Here is a 26,197-nt window from a genome sequence, read left to right as displayed (position 1 = left end):
GCCTATAACTAACGTCATCCAACGACTACTGCCACAGGAGGCAGCATGAGCAAGCAGGCGCTGATCATCATCGACATCCAGAACGACTACTTCCCGGGCGGCAAATGGACCCTCGATGGTGCCGACCAGGCGGCCGACAATGCTGCCCGCCTGTTGGCGGCAGCGCGTCAACGGGGCGACTTGGTGGTGCATGTGCGGCATGAGTTCGAAAGCGCCGATGCGCCGTTCTTCGCGCCAGGCTCGCAGGGTGCGGCGATCCATGCCAAGGTCGAGCCTCAAGCCGGTGAGCCGGTGGTGCTCAAGCACAAGGTCAACGCCTTCCTCGGTACCGACCTTGAGCACACGCTGGACCGGCATGGCATCGAGGCCCTGACCATCGTCGGCAGCATGAGCCACATGTGCATCGACGCCGCCACCCGGGCCGCGGCCGACCTGGGTTACGACGTGACCGTGGCGCACGACGCCTGTGCCACGCTGCCACTGGAGTTCAATGGCAAGCGGGTGCCGGCGGCGCAGGTGCATGATTCGGTGATGGCGGCGTTGGCGTTTGCCTATGCCAAGGTGGTCAGGACCGATGAGTTGATAGGAGACTGACCGCGAACCTTGGTTGCCCATACGGGCCTCATCGCCGGCAAGCCAGCTCCCACAGGTCCACCTTCAGGCTCATAGCCAGTGGCGAACCTGTGGGAGCTGGCTTGCCGGCGATGAGGCCCTGGAGGCAGCAACACCTCTCGATCAAATCACCACATTGCGCACAAACCGCACCGCCACCGCCCCATCGTTGCGATAGGCATACCGGCAGTTACTGGGAAACACATGGAACTGCCCGACCTGCAGGCGATGCTCGACCCCTTCGATAATCAGCGTCAGTTGCCCTTGCGCCACATAAATCTGCTCGCTCCAGCCTTCGGCATCAGCCTCGCTGGAATAGCACTCGCCCGGTGCCAGGGTCCATTCCCACAGTTCCACCTCGCGCCGCGCCACGCTGCTGCCCAGCAGCACCGCCCGGCTCTGCGGGTGCTCCCCGGCCCAGGCCAACTCTTCGATGCGCCCGGGGTCGCGCTGGTCAGGTGCCTGGATCAGAGTACTGAAAGCCACGCCCAAGGCCTCGGCAATCAGGTCGAGAGTAGTCAGGCTGACATTCTTCTCGCCCGCCTCGATCGCCACCAGCATGCGCCGGCTGACCCCGGAACGCTCCGCCAACGCCGTCTGGCTCATACCCGCGGCGTTGCGCAGGCTGCGTACATTGAGGCTGACATGTTGCAGCACCGATGCCCGGTGCGAGGAATCTTTGTGCACTATATTGCTCACTGGTCGGTATTGCGCAGTATACTGCCCACTTTGCGGCGATTGTGCGCCGCCCCCTCCGAGTGCGCAAGACCATGAGCCAGCCCAGCAGCAAACCGACCCCTGCCATTGCCTTTCGCCTGAGCAAGGCCGAATTGGTGCTGGTGTTCATCACCATGCTGTGGGGCGGCACCTTCCTGCTGGTGCACAACGTGATGAGCGTCAGCGGCCCGATGTTCTTCGTCGGCCTGCGCTTCGCCGCAGCCGCGCTGTTCGTCGGGGTGGTCTCGGCGCGGGCGCTGCCAGGGCTGACCTTCACCGAACTGAAGGCCGGCATGCTGATCGGGGTGTCGATCATGCTCGGCTACGGCCTGCAGACCATGGGCCTGCAAACCATCAGCAGCAGCCAGTCGGCGTTCATCACCGCGCTGTACGTGCCGTTCGTGCCGCTGCTGCAATGGCTGGTGCTGGGCCGGCGCCCCGGCCTGATGCCCAGCATCGGTATCGGCCTGGCGTTCATCGGCCTGATGCTGCTGGCCGGTCCGGAGGGTGGCAGCCTGCACTTCAGCGAAGGCGAGCTGGTAACCCTGGTCAGCGCCGTGGCCATTGCCGGCGAAATCATCCTGATCAGCCGCTACGCCGGGCAGGTCGATGTGCGCCGGGTCACCGTGGTGCAGCTGGCGACCGCCTCGCTGCTGGCGTTCCTGATGATCGTGCCGACCCAGGAGCGCATACCCGATTTTTCCTGGCTGCTGCTGACCAGTGCCGTGGGCCTGGGCGCCATGAGCGCGGTGATCCAGGTAGCCATGAACTGGGCGCAGAAGTCGGTCTCGCCCACCCGCGCCACCCTCATCTATGCCGGCGAACCAGTATGGGCCGGGATCGTCGGGCGCATCGCCGGTGAGCGCCTGCCGGGCGTGGCACTGCTCGGCGGCCTGCTGATCGTGATCGCGGTGGTGGTCAGCGAACTCAAGGTGCGCCGCCCGCGCGAGGTGGCCGAATCGCGGGAAGTGACGGATGAAGGTGAACGCCAGGCTGGCCTGTAAAGCCGCCAACTGCGGCTATGCTTTGTAAGAATCTGTTATAAAAAAACAGCTTGTCACAGCCTGTTTGTAGGATTCTGCGACAGCTTGCGTGTTGGTGATCAACCCCTCGGCACGTATGATTCTTTGCAAACTTCTCCAGAATAGAACGCTATGTCATTGATAGTGCTATTGCTTCTGCCGTTCGTGGGCAGTTGCCTGGCAGCAGTGCTGCCGCACAACGCACGTAACGCGGAGTCCATTCTCGCCGGGCTCGTGGCCCTGGTCGGCACTGTCCAGGTAGCACTGCTGTACCCTCAGGTTGCCCACGGTGGCGTGATTCGCGAAGAGTTCCTCTGGCTGCCCAGCCTGGGGTTGAACCTGGTGCTGCGCATGGACGGCTTCGCCTGGCTGTTCTCGCTGCTGGTGCTGGGCATCGGTACGCTGGTTTCGCTGTATGCCCGCTACTACATGTCGCCACAAGACCCGGTGCCGCGCTTCTTCGCCTTCTTCCTCGCCTTCATGGGCGCCATGCTCGGCCTGGTGATCTCCGGCAACCTGATCCAGCTGGTGTTCTTCTGGGAACTCACCAGCCTGTTCTCGTTCCTGCTGATTGGCTACTGGCACCACCGTGCCGACGCCCGCCGTGGCGCCTACATGGCGCTGATGGTCACGGGCGCGGGCGGCTTGTGCCTGCTGGTGGGTGCCCTGCTGCTCGGCCATGTGGTCGGCAGCTACGACCTGGACAAGGTCCTGGCTGCCGGCAACACCATCCGCCAGCATGCGCTGTACCCGGTGCTGCTGCCGCTGATCCTCATCGGCGCCCTGAGCAAGAGCGCACAGTTCCCCTTCCAGTTCTGGCTGCCCCATGCCATGGCAGCGCCCACCCCGGTATCGGCTTATCTGCACTCGGCGACCATGGTCAAGGCCGGGGTGTTCCTGCTGGCGCGCCTGTGGCCGGTGCTGTCGGGCAGCGAAGAGTGGTTCTGGATCGTAGGCGGTGCTGGCGCCCTCACCCTGCTGCTCGGCGCCTTCGCCGCCATGTTCCAGAACGACCTCAAGGGCCTGCTGGCGTACTCGACCATCAGCCACCTGGGCCTGATTACCCTGCTGCTGGGCCTGAACAGCCCGCTGGCCGCGGTCGCGGCGGTGTTCCACATTCTCAACCACGCCACCTTCAAGGCCTCGTTGTTCATGGCCGCCGGCATCATCGACCACGAAAGCGGTACCCGTGACATCCGCCGCCTCAGCGGGCTGATACGCCTGGTGCCATACACCGCCACCCTGGCCATGGTCGCCAGCGCCTCGATGGCCGGCGTGCCGTTGATGAACGGTTTCCTGTCCAAGGAAATGTTCTTCGCCGAAACGGTGTTCATCAGCTCCACTGCCTGGGTCGAGGCCACGTTGCCGGTGGTCGCCACCCTGGCCGGCACCTTCAGCGTGGCTTATGCCCTGCGCTTCACCGTCGATGTGTTCTTCGGCCCCACTGCACAGGACCTCCCGCACACACCACACGAACCGCCACGCTGGATGCGTGCGCCGGTCGAATTGCTGGTGCTTACCTGCCTGGTGGTGGGCATCTTCCCTGCCCAGTCGGTCGGCCCGCTGCTGGCCGCCGCCGCCCTGCCTGTGGTGGGCGGCACCCTACCGGAATACAGCCTGGCCATCTGGCATGGCTGGAACGCGCCGCTGATCATGAGCCTGGTGGCCATGAGCGGCGGTATCGTGCTTTACCTGCTGCTGCGCAAGCAGCTGCGCCTTGGCCGCTTCCCCTACCCACCGGTGATCGAACGCTTCAATGGCAAGCGCCTGTTCGAACACGGCCAGGTGCAGCTAATGCTGCTGGCGCGGCGCATCGAGCGCCTGCTCACCAGCCGCCGCCTGCAATCGCAGCTGTTCATGCTGGTGCTCGCCGCCTTCCTCGCCGGCCTCACCCCCATGCTCTACAGTGGTCTCAGCTGGGGCGACCGGCCGAAGATTCCGGGCTCGGGCGTGTTTGTCGCGCTGTGGCTGATCGCCATCGCCTGCGCCATCGGCGCTGCCTACCAGGCCAAGTATCACCGTTTGGCGGCGTTGATCATGGTCAGCGTCTGCGGCCTGATGACCTGCATCACCTTCGTCTGGTTCTCCGCGCCCGATCTGGCCCTGACACAGCTGGTAGTGGAAGTGGTCACCACCGTGCTGATCCTGCTCGGCCTGCGCTGGCTGCCGCGGCGAATCGAAGGCGTATCGCCGCTGCCGGGCAGCCTCGAGCGTGCGCGCATGCGTCGCCTGCGCGACCTGCTGCTGGCGGTGCTGGTAGGTGGCGGCATGGCCGTGCTGTCCTACGCCATGCTCACCCGGCCGACGCCGAACGACATTTCCTCGTTCTACCTGAGCCGGGCACTACCCCAGGGCGGTGGCACCAACGTCGTCAATGTCATGCTGGTCGACTTCCGTGGCTTCGATACCCTCGGTGAAATCACCGTGCTTGTGGCCGTGGCGCTGACCGTGTTCGCCCTGCTGCGGCGCTTCCGCCCGCCCAAGGAAAGCATGCAACTGCCGGCGCAACAGCGTCAGCTGGCACCCGACGTGGTCACCGACCTGATCAACCCGCGGCATGCCACCGACACCGCCCTGGGCTTCATGATGGTGCCCGCGGTGCTGGTGCGCTTGCTGCTGCCGATCGCCCTGCTGGTGTCGATGTACCTGTTCATGCGTGGCCACAACCAGCCGGGTGGCGGCTTTGTTGCCGGCCTGGTGATGTCGGTGGCGTTCATCCTGCAGTACATGGTGGCCGGCACCCAGTGGGTCGAGGCGCAGATGAGCCTGCGCCCGCTGCGCTGGATGGGCACCGGGCTGCTGTGCGCAACCCTGACCGGCGCGGGCGCCATGCTGCTGGGCTACCCGTTCCTCACCACCCATACCGCCCACCTGCACCTGCCGTTGCTCGGCGATGTGCACGTGGCCAGCGCGCTGTTCTTCGATGTCGGGGTGTTCACTGTGGTGGTCGGCTCGACCCTGCTGATCCTCACCGCCCTGGCGCACCAATCGGTGCGCGCCTACCGCCCGGGTAACCCGGCGAAAACCAGCCAAGCAGGAGCCGCCTGATGGAAGAAGTGATTGCAGTTGCCATCGGCGTGCTGGCCGCTTCGGGAGTGTGGCTTATCCTGCGCCCGCGAACCTACCAGGTGATCATGGGCCTCTGCCTGCTGTCGTACGGGGTCAACCTGTTCATCTTCAGCATGGGCAGCCTGTTCATCGGCAAGGAACCGATCATCAAGGACGGCGTGCCCCAGGACCTGCTGCACTACACCGACCCGCTGCCGCAGGCCCTGGTGCTCACCGCCATCGTCATCAGCTTCGCCATGACCGCGCTGTTCCTGGTGGTGTTGCTGGCCTCGCGCGGCCTGACCGGTACCGACCACGTGGATGGCCGGGAGCGTGACGAATGAGTGGCATGAGCCAATTGATCATCGCGCCCATCCTGCTGCCCCTGGTTACCGCGGCATTGATGTTGCTGCTGGGCGAGAAACACCGGCAGACAAAGGCCTGGCTGAACCTGCTGTCGACCTTTGCCGGCCTGGCCATCGCGGTCAGCCTGCTGCTGTGGGTGCGCACCCAGGGCCAGGCGGAATCGATCGGTGTCTACCTGCCGGGCAACTGGCCGGCACCGTTCGGCATCGTGCTGGTGGTAGACCACCTGTCGGCCCTGCTGCTGACCCTCACCGGCATCATCGGTTTCAGTGCCCTGCTGTTTGCCCGCGCTCGCTGGGACGGTGCCGGGGCCAGCTTCCACGCACTGTTCCAGATCCAGCTGATGGGCCTGTACGGCGCCTTCCTCACCGCCGACCTGTTCAACCTGTTCGTGTTCTTCGAGGTGCTGCTGGCCGCTTCCTATGGCCTGCTGCTGCATGGCTCGGGCCGCGCCCGAGTGCGTGCCGGCCTGCACTACATTGCCATCAACCTGTTCGCCTCGTCGCTGTTCCTGATCGGCGCAGCGATGCTGTATGGCGTGACCGGCACCCTGAACATGGCCGACCTGGCGCTGAAGATTCCGTTGGTGCCGGAGGCCGACCGTGGCCTGCTGCACGCTGGCGCGGCGATCCTGGCCATGGCCTTCCTGGTCAAGGCCGGCATCTGGCCGCTGAACTTCTGGCTGGTACCGGCCTATGCCTCGGCCAGCGCGCCGGTGGCGGCGCTGTTCGCCATCATGACCAAGGTCGGCCTGTATGCCGTGCTGCGCCTGTGGACTCTGCTGTTCTCAGGGCAGGCCGGGGCCTCGGCGCACTTCGGTGGTGAATGGCTGGTGTACGGTGGCCTGGTCACCCTGGCGGTGGCGGCAGTGTCGATCATGGCCGCGCAGCGCCTGGAGCGCATGGCCGCCCTCAGCATCCTGGTTTCAGCCGGCACCCTGCTCGGCGCCGTCGGTTTTGCGCAATCGGCGCTGACCGGCGCGGCGTTGTTCTATCTGGTCAATTCGACCCTGGCGCTGTGCGCGCTATTCCTGCTCGCCGAACTGGTCGAACGTTCGCGCTCGGCCAACGAAGCACCGCTGGACGACGAAGAAGACGCCATGCCGCCACCGCTGGAATCACTGCACCCGCCCAAGGGTATCAACCTCGACGATGAACAAAAGGTTGTGATCGGCCAGATCATCCCGTGGACCATGGCCTTCCTCGGCCTCAGCTTCATCGCCTGCGCCCTGTTGATCATCGGCATGCCGCCGCTGTCGGGCTTTGTCGGCAAGCTCAACCTGATCAGCGCGCTGTTCAACCCGCAAGGGCTGGGCGTGCCTGCCGAGCAGCCGCTGGGCATGGCGGGTTGGGGCCTGGTGGCGTTGCTGGTCCTGTCTGGCATGGCCTCGCTGATCGCCTTCGGCCGCGTCGGCATCCAGCGCTTCTGGAAGCCTGAAGAGCGCCCGTCGCCGGTGCTGCGCCGCTATGAATGTCTGCCCATCGTCATCCTGCTCGGCCTGTGCTTCATCCTCAGCTTCAGGGCCGAGCCGCTGCTGCGCTACACCCAGGACACCGCCGCCAGCCTGCAGGCCCCCGACACCTATATCGAAGCCGTGATGGCCGCCCGGCCGATTCCTGGCCCCACCTCGCTCGACGTACAGGTGCAGCCATGAATCGACTGTTCCCGGCACCGCTGTTATCGGTTTCGCTGTTCGCACTGTGGCTGTTGCTGAACCTCTCGGTCAGCCCCGGCAACCTGCTGCTGGCAGCCGCGCTCGGCGTGCTGGCGCCACTGCTGATGGCACCGCTGCGCCCACAGCATGCCCATGTGCGACGGCCGCTGGCCATCGCCCGGCTGATTGGCCGTGTCGGCATCGATGTGATCATGTCCAATCTCCTGGTTGCCCGTGGCGTGCTGCGCGCCAGCAAGCAGCCGCCGCGCTCGGCCTTCGTGCACATCCCGCTGGCCCTGCACGACCCACATGGCCTGGCGGCGTTGTCGATGATTACCACGGTGGTGCCCGGCACGGTCTGGTCCGAGCTGGCCCTGGACCGCAGCGTGTTGCTGCTGCATGTGTTCGACCTGGACGATGAGGCGGCCTTCATCCAGCACTTCAAGGACACCTACGAACGCCCGCTGATGGAGATTTTCCAATGACAGGCCTGCTCGCCAATGCTGTCCTCGCCAGCCTGTTCATCTTCGCCCTGGCCATGGCCCTGGCACTTATCCGGCTGTTCCGCGGCCCGTCCGCCCAGGACCGGGTGCTGGCGCTGGACTACCTGTACATCCTGGCGATGCTGACCATGCTGGTGCTGGGAATCCGTTATGCCAGTGACACCTACTTCGAAGGTGCCCTGCTGATTGCGCTGTTCGGTTTCGTTGGCTCGTTTGCCCTGGCCAAGTTCCTGCTGCGCGGTGAGGTGATCGAATGACTGAAACCCTGCAACTTCCCTTCTGGCTGGAGCTGGTCACAGCCGCGCTGCTGCTGACCGGCAGCCTGTTCGCCCTGATCGGTGCCGTGGGCCTGTTGCGGCTGAAGGACTACTTCCAGCGGATGCACCCGCCGGCACTGGCTTCGACCATTGGTGCCTGGTGCGTGGCACTGGCTTCGATCATCTACTTTTCCTGGCTCAAGGAAGCCCCGGTGCTGCACGCCTGGCTGATTCCGATCCTGCTGTCGATCACCGTGCCGGTGACCACACTGTTGCTGGCCCGGGCGGCGCTGTTCCGCAAGCGCATGGCGAAAGAGCCGGTCCCTGAAGAAGTCAGCAGCGGCCGCGATCGAGGCAACTGACAGGTCGCCACCTCACCCTTGGGCCAGGCGCTGCAACTCGCGCCGGACCATGGCCGCATAAGGCGGCGGGCCGAGGCGATACAATTCCCCTGCCACCCAGTTCAACCAGGCGCCTTGCAGTTCTTCGCGCCTGGCCAGCAAACGCTCGGCCTCGGACACGGCATCCGCCTGGTGCTGCCGATGGAACTCGGCACGCGTGGCAGGCGCGTCGTCACTGTGGGTCATTCACTGGCCTTGAAGGTGGTCAGCTCACCCTTGCGCCATTTGGCAACCTTGCCGGTCACCGCCTTGAGCAACTTGCCCAGGCCTTCCTGCACTTGTTGCTGTGCGGCGAATACCAGCATCACACCGTGGCCTTCACGGAACACGATGCCCTCGCCTTCAGGCACCGACACAAAGGCATAGTCGCCCACGCCATATACGTTCAACTTGATTTCGCGAAAGCGCATTTCCAGTTTGCCGCCTTCGCGGCTGGGCAGCACGGCGGCGCGAAAGTGGTCGCCGACCTTCAGTTCCAAACGCTGCTTGTCATCGACGACCAATGCGCTTTCGGTGTCGATTTCGGCCATGTACAGGCCTTCGGGACTCTGTTCCGTAACATAGACAAAGCGGCCCTGGAACAGCTGGGCCAATTTACCGCGCAAGTCGCCCAAGGCGAACAACGCATGGGTATCAAGAGTGCTGACTGCCAATGAAGTAATCCTCAACCGGTTACAACCCGCCCTCACCCAAAGCTCGGTGAGGCACGGCCATTTCTTATCGATAGGCGAAAAGAGTAATAAAGCGATATGCGAAATGTCTGCGCCCGCTGGCGATGCAGCGTGCGGGAATCTTTACCCTGGCTTGCCAGATCTGGCCTCAAATACAGGCTTTCGGCATATTCCCGATTCGGGAAGCGCAATGTCTGACAGCAAAACCGCCAGAAAAAAATGCGACAGGCAATGCCAGAGCGCACGTAAGAACGGGCCCTGCAATCCATCAGCGCATTACTGGGGAAAGAATATGCACGAAAACACCGAAATTCGTCGAGAGGCAAAGTACATTTCTTACAAGCGAACGCCCTGAACAACACCCCGTTCGCTTGCCGGCAGCACTCACGGTGCTCAGGCAGCCAGGCCCTTCTTCAACTGCTGCCAGGCCGCTTGGCACTCCAAGGCCTCTTCACGGGTGGCAAATGCGGTACCACGGCGTTCGCCATTGACCAGCACCACCCAGCAGATGCGTTTACCCAGCGCCCGCATCGAGGCTGGCACACCAGAACCAATCATCACGGCTACATCGACCCGGCTATTCATCATTCCCTCCGGAATTTAATTAGCACCCTAACGATAAAGTGATGATACGCCTGCTTACGGCGCTGAAACAGCGCATCCCGGTACAGCAGTGTTACGTGCAGGGCAACAAAACCGCCGCCGGCAAGAAACGCAAAAAGCCCCACGGATCGCTCCGTGGGGCTTGGCACACCGCGCGGGGTTACACCTGGCGCTGGTGGCGGTCGAGCTGCTCGTGGCGCTCCTGGGCTTCGATGCAGTACTTGGTGGTCGGGCTGATCAGCAGACGCTTCAGGCCGATTGGTTCACCGCTGTCATCACACCAGCCGAAGCTTTCGTCGGCAATACGGTCCAGGGCCATTTCCAGCTGCGGCAGCAGGCGCTGGTCGCGGTCGATGGCATTCACCAGCCAGCTACGCTCTTCTTCGACCGAAGCCACGTCGGCAGGGTCCGACGGGGTGTCCAGGCCTTCGATGGTGGCACGGCTCAGCTCGATGCGTTCATGGGTTTCGACTTTCATCGCCTGCAGCAGGCCAGCGAAGAAAGCCAGCTGGTCAGCGTTCATGTAGTCATCGGCCGACATGGCCAGCAACTGTTCCTTGGTCATCGATTTCTCTATGAAAAAATGTGCATTTGGGCGATTCGGGTGCCGCCGACGCCTCGGCATCGGCAGCAGAATTCTTCAAGCGCCAACCGGCACTCTTTTACAGGGGGCGGCAGTCTAAGGCGCCACGTCGCGTGGAGCAACTGCAATTGGGTGCGAATTTGCTTCCGGTGCCCACATTCCGCCAGTCGGCGCCCTCTGCTCTGGCTCTGGCTCTGGCTCTGGCTCTGGCTCTTGATCTTGATCTTGATCTTGATCTTGATCTTGATCTTGATCTTGATCTTGATCTTGATCTTCGCGACTTCAGGAGGCCGAGCAGAGGTTTTGCGGAGGGAGGTGACGGGCATGGATGCCCGTCAAGCGCTGAGGCCCCATGGATGGGGCCTGCAGCGCGTACTCCCGGGAGCAAGACCGGCGCGAGGGAACCCCGTAGCGTAGCGGAGGGGCCGGATGATGGGAGCGCAGCGTTTTTTGGTTACTTTTTGTCGCGTTTGACAAAAAGTGACTCGCCGTAAGGGCGAAAAGGTGAGTAAGCGTCGCCATCGTAAATGGACTATGCGCGAGATCAAGACCAGTACGTTTCCGCTCTTCGCTCTTCGCTCTTCGCTTTCAAGCGTGGGCATCAACAACAAGGTCAACATTCATTTTCGAAGGTGGCGCTTAATCACCTTTCCGCCCTTACGGCGGGTCACTTTTTGTCAAACGCGACAAAAAGTAACCAAAAAACGCTGGCTCCCATCATCCGGCCCCTACGCTTCGCTCCGGGGTCCCCTCGCTACGGGCCTGCTCCCGGGAGTACGCGCTGCAGGCCCCATCCATGGGGCCTCAGCGCTTGACGGGCATCCATGCCCGTCACCTCCCTCCGCAGTCCCTTCGCTCGGCCTCCTGAAGTCGCAATCGGCGGCGCCTGAGCTACCGTGCGCTTAGAAGCAAAGCAAAAGCAAAAGCAAAAGCAAAAGCAAAAGCAACGGCAATGCCGATTCCAATCAACGATCCTTGAACTGCGCCTCGCGCTTGGCAATGAACGCAGCCATCCCCTCTTTCTGGTCTTCGGTAGCAAACGCCGCATGGAACACCCGCCGCTCGAAGCGCACACCCTCGCTAAGGGTGACTTCGAACGCACGGTTGACGCTCTCCTTGACCATCATGCTCACCGGAATCGACTTGCTGGCAATGGTCGCGGCCACCTTCAGCGCCTCTTCCACCAGCTCAGCCTGCGGCACGATACGCGCCACCAACCCGGCACGCTCCGCTTCCTCAGCCCCCATCAGGCGACCGGTCAGGCAAAGTTCCATGGCCTTGGCCTTGCCCACCGCGCGGGTCAGGCGCTGGGTGCCGCCCATGCCCGGCAGCACGCCAAGGTTGATTTCCGGCTGGCCGAACCTGGCATTGTCCGCCGCCAGGATGAAGTCACACATCATCGCCAGCTCGCAGCCACCGCCCAGGGCAAAACCGGACACCGCGGCAATGATCGGCTTGCGCCGGTTGGCAATGCGGTCGGAATCGCTGAACAGGTCGTCAACGTAGATTTGCGGGTATTGCAGCTCGGCCATTTCCTTGATGTCGGCACCAGCGGCAAAGGCCTTGGCGGAACCGGTCAGCACCACGCAGCCGATGTTCGGATCGCGCTCGAGCTGGTCCAGGGCCTGGTTGATCTCGCCGACGATCTGCGCGTTCAGCGCGTTCAGCGCCTGCGGGCGGTTGAGGGTAATCAGGCCGACCTTGCCGTGGATATCCAACAGGATAGTTTCGAATGCCATGCAGTCTGCTCCTTCAAAGATTGCGCGCAATGACCATGCGCTGAATGTCGCTGGTGCCTTCGTAGATCTGGCAAACCCGAACGTCGCGGTAGATCCGCTCCAGCGGGAAGTCACTCAGATAGCCATAACCGCCCAGGGTCTGCAAGGCATCCGAACAGACCTTTTCGGCCATTTCCGAGGCAAACAGCTTGGCCATCGACGCTTCCACAAGCGCCGGGCGCCCGGCATCGCGCAGCGCGGCAGCGTGCAGCACCATCTGCCGGGCCACGGCAATCTTCGTCGCCATGTCGGCCAGGCGGAAGGCCACCGCCTGGTGCTCGATCAGCGCCTTGCCGAAGCTCTGCCGCTCGTTGGCGTAGTCACGCGCCACTTCGAACGCCGCGCGGGCCATGCCCACCGCCTGCGAGGCGATGCCGATGCGGCCGCCTTCGAGGTTGGCCAGGGCGATCTTGTAGCCCTCGCCTTCGGCGCCCAGGCGGTTGGCCACCGGCACGCGCACATTGTCGAAAACGATCTGGCAGGTGTCGGAGGCGTGCTGGCCGAGCTTGTCCTCGACCCGCGCCACCTGGTAGCCCGGCGAATCGGTGGGCACGATGAAGGCACTGATGCCGCGCTTGCCGGCGTCCGGGTCGGTCACGGCGAACACGATCACCACCCCGGCGTTCTGCCCGGAGGTGATGAACTGCTTGCTGCCATTGAGCACGTAGTGGTCGCCATCCAGACGTGCACGGGTCTTCAGGCTGCTGGCGTCGGAGCCGGCTTGCGGTTCGGTCAGGGCGAAGGCGCCGAGCATCGCACCGCTGGCCAACGGGGTGAGGAACTGTTCCTTCTGCTGCTCGCTGCCAAAACGCAGGATCGGCACACAGCCCACCGAGTTGTGCACGCTCATGATGGTCGAGCAGGCGCCGTCACCGGCGGCGATTTCCTCCAGGGCCATGGCATAGGCCACGTAGCCGGTGTCGCTGCCGCCCCACTGCTCCGGCACCAGCATGCCGAACAGGCCCAGCTCGGCCATCTCGTCGATGGCCTCCTTGGGGAAGCGGTGTTCCTTGTCCCATTGCTCGGCAAACGGTTTCAGGCGCTCCTGGGCAAAGGCGCGTACCGCCTCGGCGATCTGTTGTTGCTCGTCAGTTACCAGCATGGTTCACCTCAGTACAGGCATTCGACAGCCATGGCTGTGGCCTCGCCACCGCCGATGCAGATGGCCGCCACGCCACGGCGCAGGTTGTTCTGGCGCAGGGCCGACAGCAGGGTCACCAGGATGCGCGCGCCGGAAGCGCCGATCGGGTGGCCGAGGGCGCAGGCGCCGCCATGGATATTGACCTTGTCGTGCGGCAGGTCGAGGTGCTTCATGGCCGCCAGGGTGACCACGGCGAAAGCCTCGTTGATCTCGAACAGGTCGACCTCGGCCAGGTTCCAGCCAGTGCGTTTCATCAGTTTGTCGATGGCACCGATCGGCGCGGTCGGGAACAGTGCCGGGGTGTCGGCAAAAGCGGCGTGGCCGTGGATCACCGCCAGCGGCTTGAGGCCGCGCTTGTCGGCTTCGGAGCGGCGCATCAGCACCAGCGCCGCAGCGCCGTCGGAAATCGAGCTGGAGTTGGCGGCGGTCACCGTGCCGCCTTCGCGGAAGGCCGGCTTGAGCTGCGGGATCTTGTCCAGGCGCGCCTTGGGCGGTTGTTCGTCGTCCTTGATGACGCGCGTCTCCTTGCCCTCGGTAACCTCGACCGGCACGATCTCGGCAGCAAAGCGACCACTCTTGATAGCGTCCTGGGCGCGGGTCAGCGAGGCGATGGCGAACTGGTCCTGGGCTTCGCGGCTGAAGGCATTGGCCTGGGCGCAGTCTTCGGCAAAGGTGCCCATCAGGCGGCCCTTGTCGTAGGCGTCTTCCAGGCCGTCCATGAACATGTGGTCGATGACCCTGCCGTGGCCCATGCGGTAACCGCCACGGGCCTTGTCCAGCAGGTACGGCGCATTGGTCATGCTTTCCATGCCACCGGCCACCACCACATCGGCGGTACCGGCCAGCAGCAGGTCATGGGCCATGATCGCCGCCTGCATGCCCGAACCGCACATCTTGTTCAAGGTGGTGCAGGTGGTGTGCTTGTCCAGCCCGGCGCCCAGCGCGGCCTGGCGCGCCGGTGCCTGGCCCTGGCCAGCCGGCAGCACGCAGCCGAACAGCACCTGCTCGACACTGGCAGCATCGATGCCGGCACGCTCCACGGCACCACGGATGGCGGCGCTGCCCAGCTGCGGCGCGGTCAGGCTCTTGAGGTCGCCCTGCAGGCCGCCCATGGGCGTGCGCACGGCGCTGACGATAACGATCGGGTCATTGGCGAGGGTCATGTTCACTCTCCTTACTTGGCAGCCATGCGCAGTGCGCCGTCGAGGCGGATCACCTCGCCGTTGAGCATGCTGTTCTCGATGATGTGGCGGGCCAGCGCGGCGTACTCCTGCGGGCGACCCAGGCGCGGAGGGAATGGCACGCCGGCGGCCAGCGAGGCGCGTACTTCCTCGGTCATGCCGGCCATCATCGGCGTTTCGAAGATGCCCGGGGCGATGGTCATCACACGGATGCCGAAGCGCGCCAGTTCGCGGGCGGTCGGCAGGGTCAGGCTGGCGATGGCGCCCTTGGAAGCAGCGTAGGCCGCCTGGCCGATCTGGCCGTCATAGGCGGCGATGGAGGCGGTGTTGATGATCACCCCGCGCTCGCCACCCTCATCTGCAGCCCCTTCGGCCATGGCCGCGGCGGCCAGGCGCAGCAGGTTGAAGCTGCCGATCAGGTTGACGTTGATGACCTTGGCAAAGCTGGCAAGGCCATGCGGGCCCTGTTTGCCCAGCACTTTCTCGGCACCGACGATGCCGGCGCAGTTGACCAGCCCGTGCAGGCTGCCAAAGGCGCTGACGGCCGCATCGACCGCCGCCTGGGCGGCCTGCTCGTCGCTGATGTCGGCCACCGCGAAACGGGCGTTTTCGCCCAGTTCGCGGGCCTTGGCTTCAACGGCCTGGGCATTGAGGTCGACCAGCATGACCTTGGCGCCGGCCTCGACCAGCATCTGCGCGGTGGCAGCACCCAGCCCGGAGGCGGCGCCGCTGACGATGAAGTGTTTGTTGGCTATCTGCATGATCGGTTCCTTTCAGGCGCTGGCAGGGGTGGCCTGTTGCGCTTGTTGTTTGGCGACTTCCTGGTTGCGCAGGATGAAGCGTTGCAGCTTGCCGCTCGGGGTCTTGGGCAGCTCGCTGACGAATTCGATTTCCCTTGGGTAGGCATGGGCGTACAGGCGCTGGCGCACGTGCTGGCGCAAAGCCTCTTCAAGCTCGGCGCTGCCCTGGTAACCGCTGGCCAATACCACGAAGGCCTTGATCAGCTCGGTACGTTCCGGGTCCGGTTTGCCAATCACCGCCGCTTCGATTACCGCTGGGTGCTCGATCAGTGCGCTCTCGACGTCGAACGGGCCGACCCGGTAGCCGGAGGTGGTGATCACATCGTCGCTGCGGCCGACGAAGCTGATGCTGCCGTCCTGGTTCAGCTCGACGGTGTCGCCGCTGAGGTAGTACTTGCCGACGAAGGCTTTGGTCGGCAGGCCGTGGTAGCCCGCGAACCAGCACAGCGGCGACTGCTCGCGGTCGACCGCGAGGATGCCCGGCTGGCCGGCGGGCAGTTCGTTGCCCTGCTCGTCCAGCACCACGATGCGGTGGCCGGGGATGGCGAAGCCGGCCGAGCCGAGGTGTACCGGGTGCTGCAGGCCATGGTGGTTGCACAGCACCATGCCCAGTTCGGTCTGCCCGTAGTGGTCATGGATGGTCACGCCCAGTTCGTCGGCGAACCAGCGGATCACTTCCGGGTTGAGCGGTTCGCCGGCACTGCTGACCACCCGCAGGCGGCCCTTGATCGGTGCCGAGAAGTCATCCCCGGCGGCAATCAGCAGGCGGTACGCGGTGGGCGAGCCGGCCAGGTTGGTGATGCCCAGCTTGTCGATCACCCGTGCGCAGCTTTCAACACTGAACGGGCCATCGTAGAAGGTGGTGGCATGGCCCAGCGACAGCGGGCCAGTGACCGCGTAATACAGGCCATAGGCCCAGCCCGGGTCGGCCAGGTTCCAAAAGTTGTCCTCGGGGCGCAGGTCGATGGCATCGCGCATGTAGCCCTGGAACGCGACGATGGCCCGCAGCGGCACTTCCAGTGGCTTGGCCGGGCCGGTGGTGCCGGAGGTGAACATCAGCAGGAACGGGTCGTTGCCCGAGCGCATGACCGGCTCGCATTTGTCTGCGGCTTTGTCCAGGCACTGCTGGAAGTCCAGCTCGCCATTGCGGGCATTGACGGTAATGATGGTCGGGCAGGCGTGCACATCGTCCAGCTTGGCGCGGTTGTGGCTGTCGGTAACGACCACCCGGGCGTGGGACTGCTCCAGGCGATGTTCGATGGCCTTGGGACCGAACGCGGTGAACAGTGGCTGGTACACCGCGCCGAGACGCCAGGTGGCGAGGATGGTGACCAGCAGCTCGGGGGTACGCGGCATCAGGCCGGCGACCCGGTCACCCGCACCCACGCCTTGCGCTTCGAGCACATTGGCGAAACGGGCCGCCAGTGCCTGCAACTGGTCGAAGCTCAAGCGCACGCTGTTGCCCTCGCGGTCTTCCCAGACCAGTGCGGTCTTGCCCTCACCGGCATGGCGGTCGCAACATTCGACACAGGCATTGAGGGCTTCGAGGTTGCCATGTAGCGCCGCCGCAGCAGCCTGGCCATGGTCGAACGCACGAGCGGCCTCGGTGTAATCGCGCATCGTCGGACTCCTGGTTTCTTGTTTTTGGAGTTGAACCATCGGTCCGACGATGTTCGCGCCGCGCTGGCGTCGCGGCAATGGCCTAAGTTGTCAAACTGGATGACCGGTTTGGCCGGTGGCCATCAGCCCGGTGCGCGCTCCAGACTGATCACGTAGTGCCGGGTCAGTTGCAGTTGCAACGTCAGCCGATCGGCCTGCAGCTGCGCATCCAGCGCCTGTACCTGGTTCAGATACTGTGCTTCACCCAGTTCATCGCGCCTTACCGCCAGGGCCGCCCGCTGCTCAGCGGCGAGTTGCTCCAGGTCGTTGAACGGCTGCGCAAAGTGCTGTTGCACAAAGCGCTGCCAGAACGCGCGCGTGCACAAGTCGGCCACTACATCATCGAGAACGTCCGCCCTTCCCACGGCTGCCTCTGCCGCCTGCAGCCGATGCTCGCTCAACCCTACGGCGGCCGCCCTGAGGCGCATTCTGGCAGGCTGGAACGGCAACCTGAGCCTGGTCCGCAAGCGCACCCTGTAGCGCATTGCCAACGTCGCCAGTACTGCAGGCTCGGCGAAGCCTTCAAGGTTTTGCCGCTCGGTCTCGACATACTCGTCAAGGCGGTCCAGGCGGTGCAAGGCGCGCCCCAACGCCAGCAACTTCGGGCCTCGGGACTGCGCACCATCGCCTGCCGCGTCGCGCTCGGCATGCAGACGCAGCAGTCGGCTGAACAGGTCGATGGCACCGTTGTCATCCATCACCACATCGTCGGCCGCCAGTTGCGCCTGGCGAGCGAACTCGACGTCTGTCTCCAGCATCGACAGGCATTGCCAGCCCATGCGCAGCAGATAAGCCTTGGGCCAGCTGAAGTCCGCCAAGCCTTGCAAAAGCTCCAGCAGATCGAACAGGCGGGCGTTTTCGTCCCGGGTGCTCAGCCGGTCCCAAAGCTCGCCGCGCCCATGGCTGGCGGAGTCGGAACCGACCCACCAGGCTCGGCCGATCTCTTCCTGCGGCTCTTCCAGAAGCGGCTCCAAGGCATACAGCTTGCCGTAATCGGCCATGGTCAGGCGGTTGCCATCAATCAGGATGCGCTGGCGAAACTCCAGCGGCATGGCCAGCACGCCGTCAGGCACCCCCCGCAAGAAATTGTCACGCAGGTCGGCTCGTTGCAGGAAGCCACACAATTCGAGCCCTCTGGGCCACTCGCTGAGCCCGCAGCGACGCAAATTCAGCTCGATCAGGTGGGGCAAGTGATGGAAGCGCATTTCGTACACCCCCAGCGGGCTGTTGTAGCTCAGGTCGAGGTGACTGAGCAGCGGCAACCCGTTCAGTGCTTCGATGGCATGGGTATCCAGGCGAATGCGGTTATGCCCCAGGCGCAACCGGCGCAGGTTGGTCAGGTAGCCAAGCCCGCGCGGGCAGCGCAACAGCTGGTTGTGGCTCAGGTCCAGCTCCTGCAGGTAGGTGAATGCCCGCAGAAACTCCTCGTTCACCACCCCGATGGTCGTCTCGCTCAGTACCAGGGTGGTTACGTGATAGAAATCGATAGGTGCAGGCATGACCGGCAACGAATCGGTTGGCAAGTCATTCAGGACCAGGCGCAACCCCTGGCGCTTGCCGTCACTGTCGATCTCCACATGGTCGCCAAGCGCCTGCCAGGCACGCAGCAATCGTTCGGCGAACAGCTGGCGTCGCGCCCGCAAAGTGTCACTCAGCGCAGCCGACACCCAACCATTGAGCGCGCGGTTCAACTGCTCAAAATCGTCCTGCAGCGCCAGGAGCGCATCGGCGACCGACACATTCTGCAGCAGCCAGCGGTCAACTTGCGTTTCCAGCGAATCGCCCAGCCCCGGGAAGAATCGCCTCAGGCCGGCCCGCAGTTGTTCCCTGGATGTGGTGGGCAGTGCCGCGCGCCCGCTGAGCAGGTAACCGACGCGGCCATCGGCAAGGCGCTGCCCAGGGTTGAACCAGCGCTCCGTCGACGCCCAGCCCAGCATGCGGGCTATTTCCTCATGGGTACCCAGGTGCGCCATGAGCTTCTCGCGCAGGCGCTCGGCATTGGCGTTCTCGGCCAGGCCCAACCGGCCCAGCAGGTTGCGCGATTCGAGCGCGGCCAGCACAGCCTGGAAGATGCATGAGGAAGCAGGTGGCTGCATCGCGAGTTTTCGGCCCTGCCCGTCATACAGGGCAAAGACACCTTGCTCACGCACCAGCACCCGTTGCTCGGCCGCATCGCCAACCGAACCGATGCGTTTCAACGCCACGGCATCCGCAGCAGCATTGCTCAACGCCAGGCTGAACGCATCAATGGCCTCGACATTCAGCAATGTCAGCACCAGCATGCCCGTTTCGTCGCTATATGCACTCGGCAGATAAAACCCTGCCAGCGCCCTGCTCACCTTCGCCTGCGAGCACAACGACCTGGCCTGGGTGGCCAGGCTTTGCGGCAACTTTCCACCACTGACGAACAGCTGGCGAGCCTCGTGACTTGCTCCGTCGGCCAGATCGCGCGCATAGGGCTCAGGCAGCCCCAGCGCCATCAGCGGCTTGAGCAAAGGCTCCGTCGATTCGGGCAGGCGTGTCAGCCGTGCGAACAGCAGGTCGCTCGACCTTGGCCGGTCCGCCAGCACTGCCGCACGCCCCTTTACACTGCCCGGTCGGGCCTCGCACCAGGCCAGCAGCTGCAAGTCCTGATCGGAGACAGTGTCGCGTTCCAGGTTGCGGAAGAACGTGTCGATCCGGGCATCGGCATCGAATGCCTTGAGGGTTTCCCGCAAGGTGGCAGGCGTTCGCCGGTTTTCCACCAGCAGGCCGCGCAGTTCGTCCTCGTCGATGCCGGCCATGCGCAAGATCCGCTGCGCCTGCTGTTTATCGAAAGGTTGATCGCGCGGCCAAAGTGTATCGAGCATTTTCGCAGGGTCGCGCCAACGCTGGGGCTCATCGTGCATCAGGCGCCAACTGCGTTCGCCATTGTGCAGCACGACCGGGCCGTACGCCTCTTCGCGACCGGGGTGGCGCAGACGCCAGGGGCCATCGGGGTCAGGCCGATGAACTTCGTAGAAGACCCCGTCGGCCTTCATCCAGCGGCGCTCGCCATCAGCATAGGCCCCGTCCGTACCCAAGGTGATCGTCTCAGGGGTCGAGGCAAAAGCTGCCAGATCTCGGGACCACAAACGCCCCGCCCCATTGGCGAGCCTTACCGGCTCCAGCGCCGCGACGAACGCGCTGCGCACGAAGGTGACGCCGGCCACCGTCGCGGCGGTGCCCGCCAGTATCTCGGCAACGCCCAGCATGTGCTCCAGCGCCTCGTGCTGATGGCCTCGCGACCAGTCCTGCACGCCCTCGAAAACCTCCGAGAGGGTCTGGGCCACCAGTTGCCCAAGCAGCAAGCCACCCACCACCGGAATGAACAGGCCCGCGAGATTGAGCACATCAAGGCCGGCGGCCTTCCACGCCTCATGCCGTTCACGCGACGCGGCTTCATCGGCATCGGCGGTCGGCACCAGCAACAGGCGGCCATCCTGCTTCACCCGGTTTGTCTGCTGCGCAGCCAGCGCCTGGAAAATGTCATGCTGTGGCACGCTGCCATCGAGCTCCAGGTCCGGCTGGTCATCCGCCAGGCGGGCCTGCAGCTTGCGCATGAACCCGGCACGCTGATCCAGGCCGATCAACTGGCTGAACGCCTGGCGATAGGGTTCATGGCGCAGCTCGGCCACCAGCGTGCGGTTGATCGAGGCATGGCTGTCGAAGTGTCGCAACGCCTGTACCGGGTCGCTGGGCAGGTAGAGCACGCCACCCTGCGTTTGCCCATGCGTGTCGCGAAGTTGAATCCACACACCATCCGCCACTGGGCAACCGAGGGCTTCGAGCAGGCCCGGGTGGCCCGTGAGGCTGGCAGATCGCCGATCCGCGGGTTTATCCACCAGGGCGTGCAATGCCTCCTTGACCGGCTCGGTAATCTCGCCTTTCAGCGCGGCAACCTGCACGGCCAGGCGCAGCCCGGAGCGTTTGTCTTCACACAAGATGCGCTGTGCCGCGGCATCGAATGTGCGGTCCAGTTCCTGCTGGTACAGGCGCCCGGCATCGAGCTTGCGGCACGCCTCGACCAGTTCATCGGTGCCTCGCGAAAGTACCCGTTCCTGCCCCGGCGCGACCAACCCGGTTCCCAGGTAGAAATCGTTGCTGACGGCAAAGTTGCGCATCAGGCGGAGCAAGCCGTTTTCACGCCGTTGCCCGTAAGTGGGAAATGGCGGCTCAGCGCCGGGCGTGGACGAAAAACGATGGGAAACTTCCAGCCACTCCAGCTGCCAGAACGCTACGTCACCCGGCAGCGGCTCGCGCAACAAACTGGCGAATTGCCGTTCGGCGAACTGCTGTGGTGACGGCAGCGCCAGGGTGATCCCGCGCAACCGGGCCTGGGTGGCATGATGGGCTTCCAGGCTTTCGCGCAAGGTGCGTATCTGGCTTTGCGTGGCCTGTTTGAGCCAGGCAGGCAACCGGTCACCGATGAAACCGTCGTGCAAGTGGCTGGAAGATGCAGAGGCGGGCTGTGGGGCGTGTGGTTCGCGGGTCATGGCAGGTCCCTGGATGACTGTCGAAAGCCACGCATGGTGTGCAACCTGCCGGTGCTTGCGCAGAGGGAACCCCTGCGGTAGAAGCAGGGCGGCACACTGCGTGCCGCCCCTGAAGGGCCGTCACTTTGCCTCTGGCACCATGAACGCTTCGCGCGTAAGGCGCTGGGCAAGGCTGGCCAGGGCCTGCTCGCGCTCGTCGCGCAGAGCGTTGCTCAGGTTCCAGTACTCGTCACTGGTCAAAGCTTCCCTTTGCTCGTCCAATGCCTCCAGCCGAACGGTGAATTGCGTTTCCAGGTTTTCGAAGTCATCCGGATGCTCTGCCCGCAGTACCGGCAACCAGAAATCACGCTCGCTGATGAACACGATCCGTTGCTCGCCCGCCTCCACCTCCAGCACTTCCTTGAAGGCCTCGTCCAGTTGCAGGGGCGACACGTTGGCCAGCCTGCCAAACTGCATATGGCGAGGCTGGCCCAACAGGTCCAGGCGCTGGGCCAAGCCGCTGAGGTAGGCAAGGTTGACCTCCACCTCCTCTTCATCGTGGTTCCCGTGGCTCCAGCGTCCATCCTGGTAGCGGGCGTCGATTTCGCGCCGGGCGATTTTCTCCACCCAGTGCACGCGAAACAGCCGCTTGGCCAGCTGCAGGCGTGCCGAGCGGGTCGAGATCGGGTCGCCGCCGCGGGTGGCCTGCTCGACATGCATGCGCACCTCAAGGCGGCTGAACACCGTGGAAACGCTGTCCACACAGGTGGTGGGCTCCGCTGCCAGGTCAAACAGCGCCATGCGCGTGGTGGTATCGGCATGGGCGGCATCCAGCATTGCCCATACCCTGAACCCGAGTTCGGCCGGCGCCTTGCTGAATTCGGCCGTGCTCGTCAGTTGCCTGAGCAGCTCGAAGAAAGCCAGGCTGCCGGGCTCGGCATTCAGCGCATCCCATTTCCCTTGCTGCTCCTGCCGCGCCGCTGGGTCCAGGGTCTGCAGCCATTGTTCCCGGGCCGGGGCGTGCCGTTGCGGGCGGGGCGTGGCCAGCAGGCGTTCGGCGGCATAAAGGCGATCGAGATCCTGCACTGGCAGTGCATTGCCCTCCAGGTGCATGGCACGGCGCAACTGCAACGGGGCCTGAAACAAGGCTGCCGGCAACTCGGCTATCTGGTTGTTGCGAAGGTCGGCGAACACCAACAGGCCACACCACTCCAGGCCCCAGGGCAGCGCCGTCATCTGCACCCGGTTCAAACGCAGGATCCGCAGGCTGGGCAACCGCTCGAACTGTAGCCTGATGTCGCCGAGCGGGTTGTCACTCAGGTCCAGCGAACGCAAGAGCGCCAGGCCAGTCAGCACATTGGCCTGCGGCTCCGAGATACGAATACGGTTGCGCGGCATCAGCAACTGGCGCAAGGCGGTCAAACGCTCCAGCCCCGCAGGTAGCGCGCGCAAGGCGTTGTCGCTCATGTCCAGGCACAGCAGATCGGGGAAGCAGGCGAGGAACCCCGGCGGGATGGCATCCAGACCGAGCGCCGACAGGGTCAATTCCGACACGTGCGAGAAGTCCGTCCCGATCGGCAATACAGGCAGGCTGCCCACCGGTACGGCGACGATGCTCAGGCTGAGCACCGCATCGTTGCCGATAGCCCCGACGGCGCGGTCGCTGCGCATCTGCCAGGCACGCCGCAACGAATCTGCGACGCGTCGGCGTGCGCGGCTGGCGCTGCCCGCCACCTCTGCAACCCAGGCCAGCAAGCTGTCATCCAGGCGGCGGTACTCCTGCTCGACACGCAGCAGGTTCTCGAACAGGCCCCCGCGCATGTCCAACAGGCTCTGGACATAGCGATCGACGCCGACATCCCCGATACCGGGGTACAAGGCGCGCACCCGCTGCCGCACCACAAGCTCCGGCGAGCCGATGCACGACTGGCAGCCACCCAGTGGATAGCCCGCTCGGCCATCGGCCAAACGCTGCATGGGCGATGCCATGGGCCTTGCCTCCCGCCAGCCGAGCAGGCGCAGCAGGGCCTGCCGGTCACCGGGTAGCCAGGCCTGCATCTGCTCGCGGATTCTGGTCGGCGCATCGGTGCCATTCCAACCCTGTCGCACCCGGTATTCCACGGGCAGGCAAGCGGCCAGCACCTCGAACAGCCCCTCGGGGGCGGCGACCTCGCGCTCATCCGGCAAGCCTCTGTCGTTGTAGAGCTGGAAGCGCCCTTCCCGCCTGACCAGCACCACGTCCTGCTCAAGGTCGGTCTCGGCGAACAGCCGTTCCATCGCCGCCCCAGCATACGGGTCACGACGCAACACCAGGTTGAACCCGGCAGCGCCGGGGCCATGCCGACGCAGCAGGGCAAAGGCCAGCGCCACCACTTCCGGCCGGTAACTGCCTTGCAGGTACAACGCTTCGCGCATGCGGGTCAGGCGCGCCAGTTGCAGGGCCACCCGCGCCTGCTCAGCCAACGCCAGCGGCAGACGGGACTCTGCCTGCATGCGCAAGCGCACAGCCTCGGTGGCCTGCTCCAGCACATCGAGGGCATAGGCTTCTGGCAGCGTCGGGAAGTCGCGCTGGATCAAGCCCAGCAGCGGGTCGTCAGCCAGGTAAAGCCCGGAGAAATGCTCGAGCATCGCCTCACGCAACTCGATTGCCGCGTCACCGATCGACAGCGCCTGTTCTTCGACGGTTTCATCCTGCAGCTGCAGCCTTTCGATGCACCATTGCCACAAGTCGGAATCGGTATCGGCCTCCCCCGCTTCCAGCCGGCTGAAAAAGGCTTGCGCGCGCGCGTCCACGGCAAAGCGCTGCAAGGTATCGCGCAGCTGCACTGGCATCGCTCGCCGCTCCACCAGCAGGCCACGCAGGTAGGCCTCGTCGACATCCGCGACTTTCAGCACCTGCTCCACCCGCACAGCGTCCATCGCGGCCGCAGCCGGCCAGAGCCGCCCGAGCAACAGCGCGGCGCCCTGCCATTCCAGTGGCCGCTCATAAGCCAGCCGCCAGCCACGCGCAGAGCAGCGTTCCAGCACCGGCCCGAACGCTGCCTCACCGTCGGCATGCAGCAAGCGCCAGACGCCATTGGCGGTTTGCCTTACCCGATACAAGGCTCCATTCAACCGCCACCAATGGCGCTCACCCTCGGCGAGCAAGCCGTTGTCGAGCTCCGTCAGCTGAACGGGTGGAGTAGTGTCCTGGTAAGGCGCCAGCTCATTGCGCCACAGCCGTTGCCGGCCATCTTCGGTGATGACCGGCTCCAGGGTTTCGACGAATGCGCTGCGGGCCAGGTGGGCACCGACAACCACCGCACCGGTGGTTGCCACGCTGAATGCCACCTGAAGCATATGCATCAAGGCCTCATGCTGATGGCCCAACTGCCAGTCACGCACGCCCTCGAAAGTTTCGGTCAACAGTTGCCTGGCAAGGTCCGCCAGCAGCAAAGCCCCGATGACCGGCACGAACAGGCCCGCCAGGTTGAGCAATACCAGGCCGGCGCCTTTGAGCTCGTCCAGGCGCTGCTCCGAAGCCGCGTCATCGGCCTGGGCGGTGGGCACCGCTAGGAAACGTCCATCGGCCTTGATTCGCTGAATGTGCCAGGCGGCCATCGACGCAAAACCGTCCCCCGCTTCCAACACCCTGCGGGGTTCCAGGTCAGGTTGTGCATCCTGCAAGCGGGTGGCCAGGGCCTGCTCACAAATGGCGCGATCACCCAAGGCAATGCGCCGCACGAATGCCTGCCGATAGTCCTGGTTGCCCATCGCCGTGGCCAGGACGCGGTTCGCCTCATCCCAGTTGGTGAACGCGCGCAGGGGTTGCGCCTGATCGTCAGGGGTGTACAGGATCACTCTTTTCAAGCGCCCAGGTACCCCGAAGGGAAACGTGGACTGGTGGCGGGACTGCTCGATCAATTCAACCGCCAGCGCGCCATCCACCCGGCAGCCAAGGACCTGAAGCGCACCGATCTCCAGCTGCAGCGGCCCCTTGATCACGGCGTGTTCATCCTTGCACGCGACACGCAGCAGCAGCAGGTCTTGCGGATCCAGCTGCTGCTTGATGGCCGCGATCTCGACCGCCACGGCCAGTTCCAGGCGCCGGTCGGTGGTCAGGGCTTTTTCATAGTCAGGGGTCAATACCTGCGCCAGGTGCCGCTGGTAGGCGCTGCCGACATCCACCTGGCGGCACAGGCTGACAATCCGGTCGATGTCTTCGCTCACCACCTGCTCGTCCTGGTGGGCTCCCGGGAGGGTCAAGGCGGTGCCGAGGAAGAAGGACTCGTTGGCCTTGAAGTTCTGCAACAGCTTTTGCAAGGCCGGCATGCGCACGAAGTACGGTTGATAATCAGGGATCAAGCCGGTTCTCACATCCAGCCGTGCGCGTGTTTCGCGCCACACCAGCTTGTCCAGGTCAACCTGCAGCTTCAGCTGGCTGTCCTGACGCAAGGCAGGCTCGAACAGTTGCTTGGCAAACCGGTCCAGAGGCTGCAGGCGGTCGGCGAACCCTGCCATCTGCCTCTGACTCGCAAGATAGGCATTGAAACGCAGTTGCAGCCTGGCAAGCTGCTTGGGCTTCGCCGCCTTCAACCAGGCGGGCAAGCTTTGGGCGATGAAGTCTTCGGCGGGGTGAAGCAACTTGGGATGCAAGGCAGGTTGAGACATCGTCGATTTCCTGGTCAGTGATCGACTCGTCACGATGCTTGCCAGCGGCGGCGGCCGG

At 64.4% G+C, this 26,197-nt stretch carries 21 protein-coding genes; 8 read left to right on the top strand and 13 right to left on the bottom strand.

All coding sequences use genetic code 11. From position 1 onward, the window contains the following. Positions 1-45: 45 nt before the first annotated feature. The gene (locus tag GYA95_RS05145) at positions 46-594 is read left to right on the top strand and encodes a cysteine hydrolase family protein (protein ID WP_015269663.1); all 549 of its coding nucleotides are present in this window, start codon (positions 46-48) and stop codon (positions 592-594) included. A gap of 141 nt (positions 595-735) precedes the next feature. Here GYA95_RS05145 and GYA95_RS05140 read toward each other — a convergent pair whose 3' ends face one another. Continuing rightward, complete coding sequence (locus GYA95_RS05140; protein WP_015269662.1) at positions 736-1,299, bottom strand: helix-turn-helix domain-containing protein; 564 nt, start codon at positions 1,297-1,299, stop codon at positions 736-738. Positions 1,300-1,382: 83 nt separating this feature from the next. On the opposite strand from GYA95_RS05140, the gene GYA95_RS05135 reads away from it, so the two are divergent. The 7 genes from GYA95_RS05135 (at position 1,383) to GYA95_RS05105 (ending at position 8,541) form a co-directional block, all read left to right on the top strand. Then, entirely contained in the window at positions 1,383-2,333 is a 951-nt protein-coding gene (locus GYA95_RS05135; protein ID WP_015269661.1) for a DMT family transporter, read from the top strand. A gap of 150 nt (positions 2,334-2,483) precedes the next feature. After that, positions 2,484-5,399 carry a monovalent cation/H+ antiporter subunit A gene (locus GYA95_RS05130; RefSeq protein WP_015269660.1) on the top strand — a complete coding sequence of 972 codons (2,916 nt, stop codon included), beginning with the start codon at positions 2,484-2,486 and terminating at the stop codon, positions 5,397-5,399. After that, positions 5,399-5,743, top strand: a complete 345-nt coding sequence (locus GYA95_RS05125) for a Na+/H+ antiporter subunit C (protein WP_013971840.1) — start codon at positions 5,399-5,401, stop codon at positions 5,741-5,743. Before GYA95_RS05130 ends, GYA95_RS05125 begins: the two co-directional genes overlap by 1 nt. Continuing rightward, positions 5,740-7,419 (top strand): monovalent cation/H+ antiporter subunit D, encoded by a 1,680-nt coding sequence (locus tag GYA95_RS05120; RefSeq protein ID WP_015269659.1) that lies wholly within the window; start codon positions 5,740-5,742, stop codon positions 7,417-7,419. The genes GYA95_RS05125 and GYA95_RS05120 overlap by 4 nt, the downstream gene beginning before the upstream one ends. Further along, positions 7,416-7,904 (top strand): Na+/H+ antiporter subunit E, encoded by a 489-nt coding sequence (locus GYA95_RS05115; protein WP_015269658.1) that lies wholly within the window; start codon positions 7,416-7,418, stop codon positions 7,902-7,904. Before GYA95_RS05120 ends, GYA95_RS05115 begins: the two co-directional genes overlap by 4 nt. Beyond that, positions 7,901-8,179 (top strand): K+/H+ antiporter subunit F, encoded by a 279-nt coding sequence (locus GYA95_RS05110; RefSeq protein ID WP_003259015.1) that lies wholly within the window; start codon positions 7,901-7,903, stop codon positions 8,177-8,179. Before GYA95_RS05115 ends, GYA95_RS05110 begins: the two co-directional genes overlap by 4 nt. Beyond that, entirely contained in the window at positions 8,176-8,541 is a 366-nt protein-coding gene (locus GYA95_RS05105) for a Na+/H+ antiporter subunit G (RefSeq protein ID WP_003259017.1), read from the top strand. Before GYA95_RS05110 ends, GYA95_RS05105 begins: the two co-directional genes overlap by 4 nt. Before the next feature lie 12 nt (positions 8,542-8,553). Here GYA95_RS05105 and GYA95_RS05100 read toward each other — a convergent pair whose 3' ends face one another. The 12 genes from GYA95_RS05100 to GYA95_RS05045 form a co-directional block, all read right to left on the bottom strand. Further along, on the bottom strand, positions 8,554-8,766 hold the full coding sequence (locus tag GYA95_RS05100; protein ID WP_015269657.1) for a hypothetical protein: 213 nt from the start codon (positions 8,764-8,766) through the stop codon (positions 8,554-8,556). Then, on the bottom strand, positions 8,763-9,233 hold the full coding sequence (locus GYA95_RS05095) for a hypothetical protein (RefSeq protein ID WP_003259020.1): 471 nt from the start codon (positions 9,231-9,233) through the stop codon (positions 8,763-8,765). The genes GYA95_RS05100 and GYA95_RS05095 overlap by 4 nt, the downstream gene beginning before the upstream one ends. Before the next feature lie 411 nt (positions 9,234-9,644). Next, a complete protein-coding gene (locus tag GYA95_RS05090; protein WP_015269656.1) occupies positions 9,645-9,836 on the bottom strand; it encodes a hypothetical protein in 192 nt (63 codons plus the stop codon). Positions 9,837-10,014: 178 nt separating this feature from the next. After that, positions 10,015-10,419, bottom strand: coding sequence for a TraR/DksA family transcriptional regulator (locus tag GYA95_RS05085; RefSeq protein ID WP_003259022.1), 405 nt, complete (start codon positions 10,417-10,419; stop codon positions 10,015-10,017). Positions 10,420-10,427: 8 nt separating this feature from the next. Then, positions 10,428-10,763: a hypothetical protein gene (locus tag GYA95_RS27735; protein ID WP_161551284.1), complete on the bottom strand. Its 336-nt coding sequence runs from the start codon at positions 10,761-10,763 to the stop codon at positions 10,428-10,430. Positions 10,764-11,402: 639 nt separating this feature from the next. Beyond that, positions 11,403-12,176, bottom strand: a complete 774-nt coding sequence (locus GYA95_RS05075; protein ID WP_013971834.1) for an enoyl-CoA hydratase — start codon at positions 12,174-12,176, stop codon at positions 11,403-11,405. Between the two features lie 13 nt (positions 12,177-12,189). Continuing rightward, entirely contained in the window at positions 12,190-13,317 is a 1,128-nt protein-coding gene (locus GYA95_RS05070) for an acyl-CoA dehydrogenase (protein WP_015269653.1), read from the bottom strand. Positions 13,318-13,325: 8 nt separating this feature from the next. Beyond that, positions 13,326-14,519, bottom strand: a complete 1,194-nt coding sequence (locus GYA95_RS05065; protein WP_015269652.1) for an acetyl-CoA C-acyltransferase — start codon at positions 14,517-14,519, stop codon at positions 13,326-13,328. Between the two features lie 11 nt (positions 14,520-14,530). Beyond that, positions 14,531-15,298 (bottom strand): SDR family NAD(P)-dependent oxidoreductase, encoded by a 768-nt coding sequence (locus GYA95_RS05060; protein ID WP_013971831.1) that lies wholly within the window; start codon positions 15,296-15,298, stop codon positions 14,531-14,533. A gap of 12 nt (positions 15,299-15,310) precedes the next feature. Further along, the gene (locus GYA95_RS05055) at positions 15,311-16,957 is read right to left on the bottom strand and encodes an acyl-CoA synthetase (RefSeq protein WP_013971830.1); all 1,647 of its coding nucleotides are present in this window, start codon (positions 16,955-16,957) and stop codon (positions 15,311-15,313) included. A 122-nt stretch (positions 16,958-17,079) separates the two neighbouring features. After that, positions 17,080-21,510, bottom strand: a complete 4,431-nt coding sequence (locus GYA95_RS05050; RefSeq protein ID WP_161551283.1) for a dermonecrotic toxin domain-containing protein — start codon at positions 21,508-21,510, stop codon at positions 17,080-17,082. Positions 21,511-21,630: 120 nt separating this feature from the next. Further along, positions 21,631-26,139: an NEL-type E3 ubiquitin ligase domain-containing protein gene (locus GYA95_RS05045; RefSeq protein ID WP_015269650.1), complete on the bottom strand. Its 4,509-nt coding sequence runs from the start codon at positions 26,137-26,139 to the stop codon at positions 21,631-21,633. Positions 26,140-26,197: the final 58 nt, after the last annotated feature.

Source organism: Pseudomonas asiatica (assembly GCF_009932335.1).
GTDB classification, from domain to species: Bacteria; Pseudomonadota; Gammaproteobacteria; order Pseudomonadales; family Pseudomonadaceae; genus Aquipseudomonas; species Aquipseudomonas asiatica.
The sequence above is the reverse complement of the archived record's forward strand: the minus strand, read 5'-3'. Positions and strand labels throughout refer to the sequence as shown.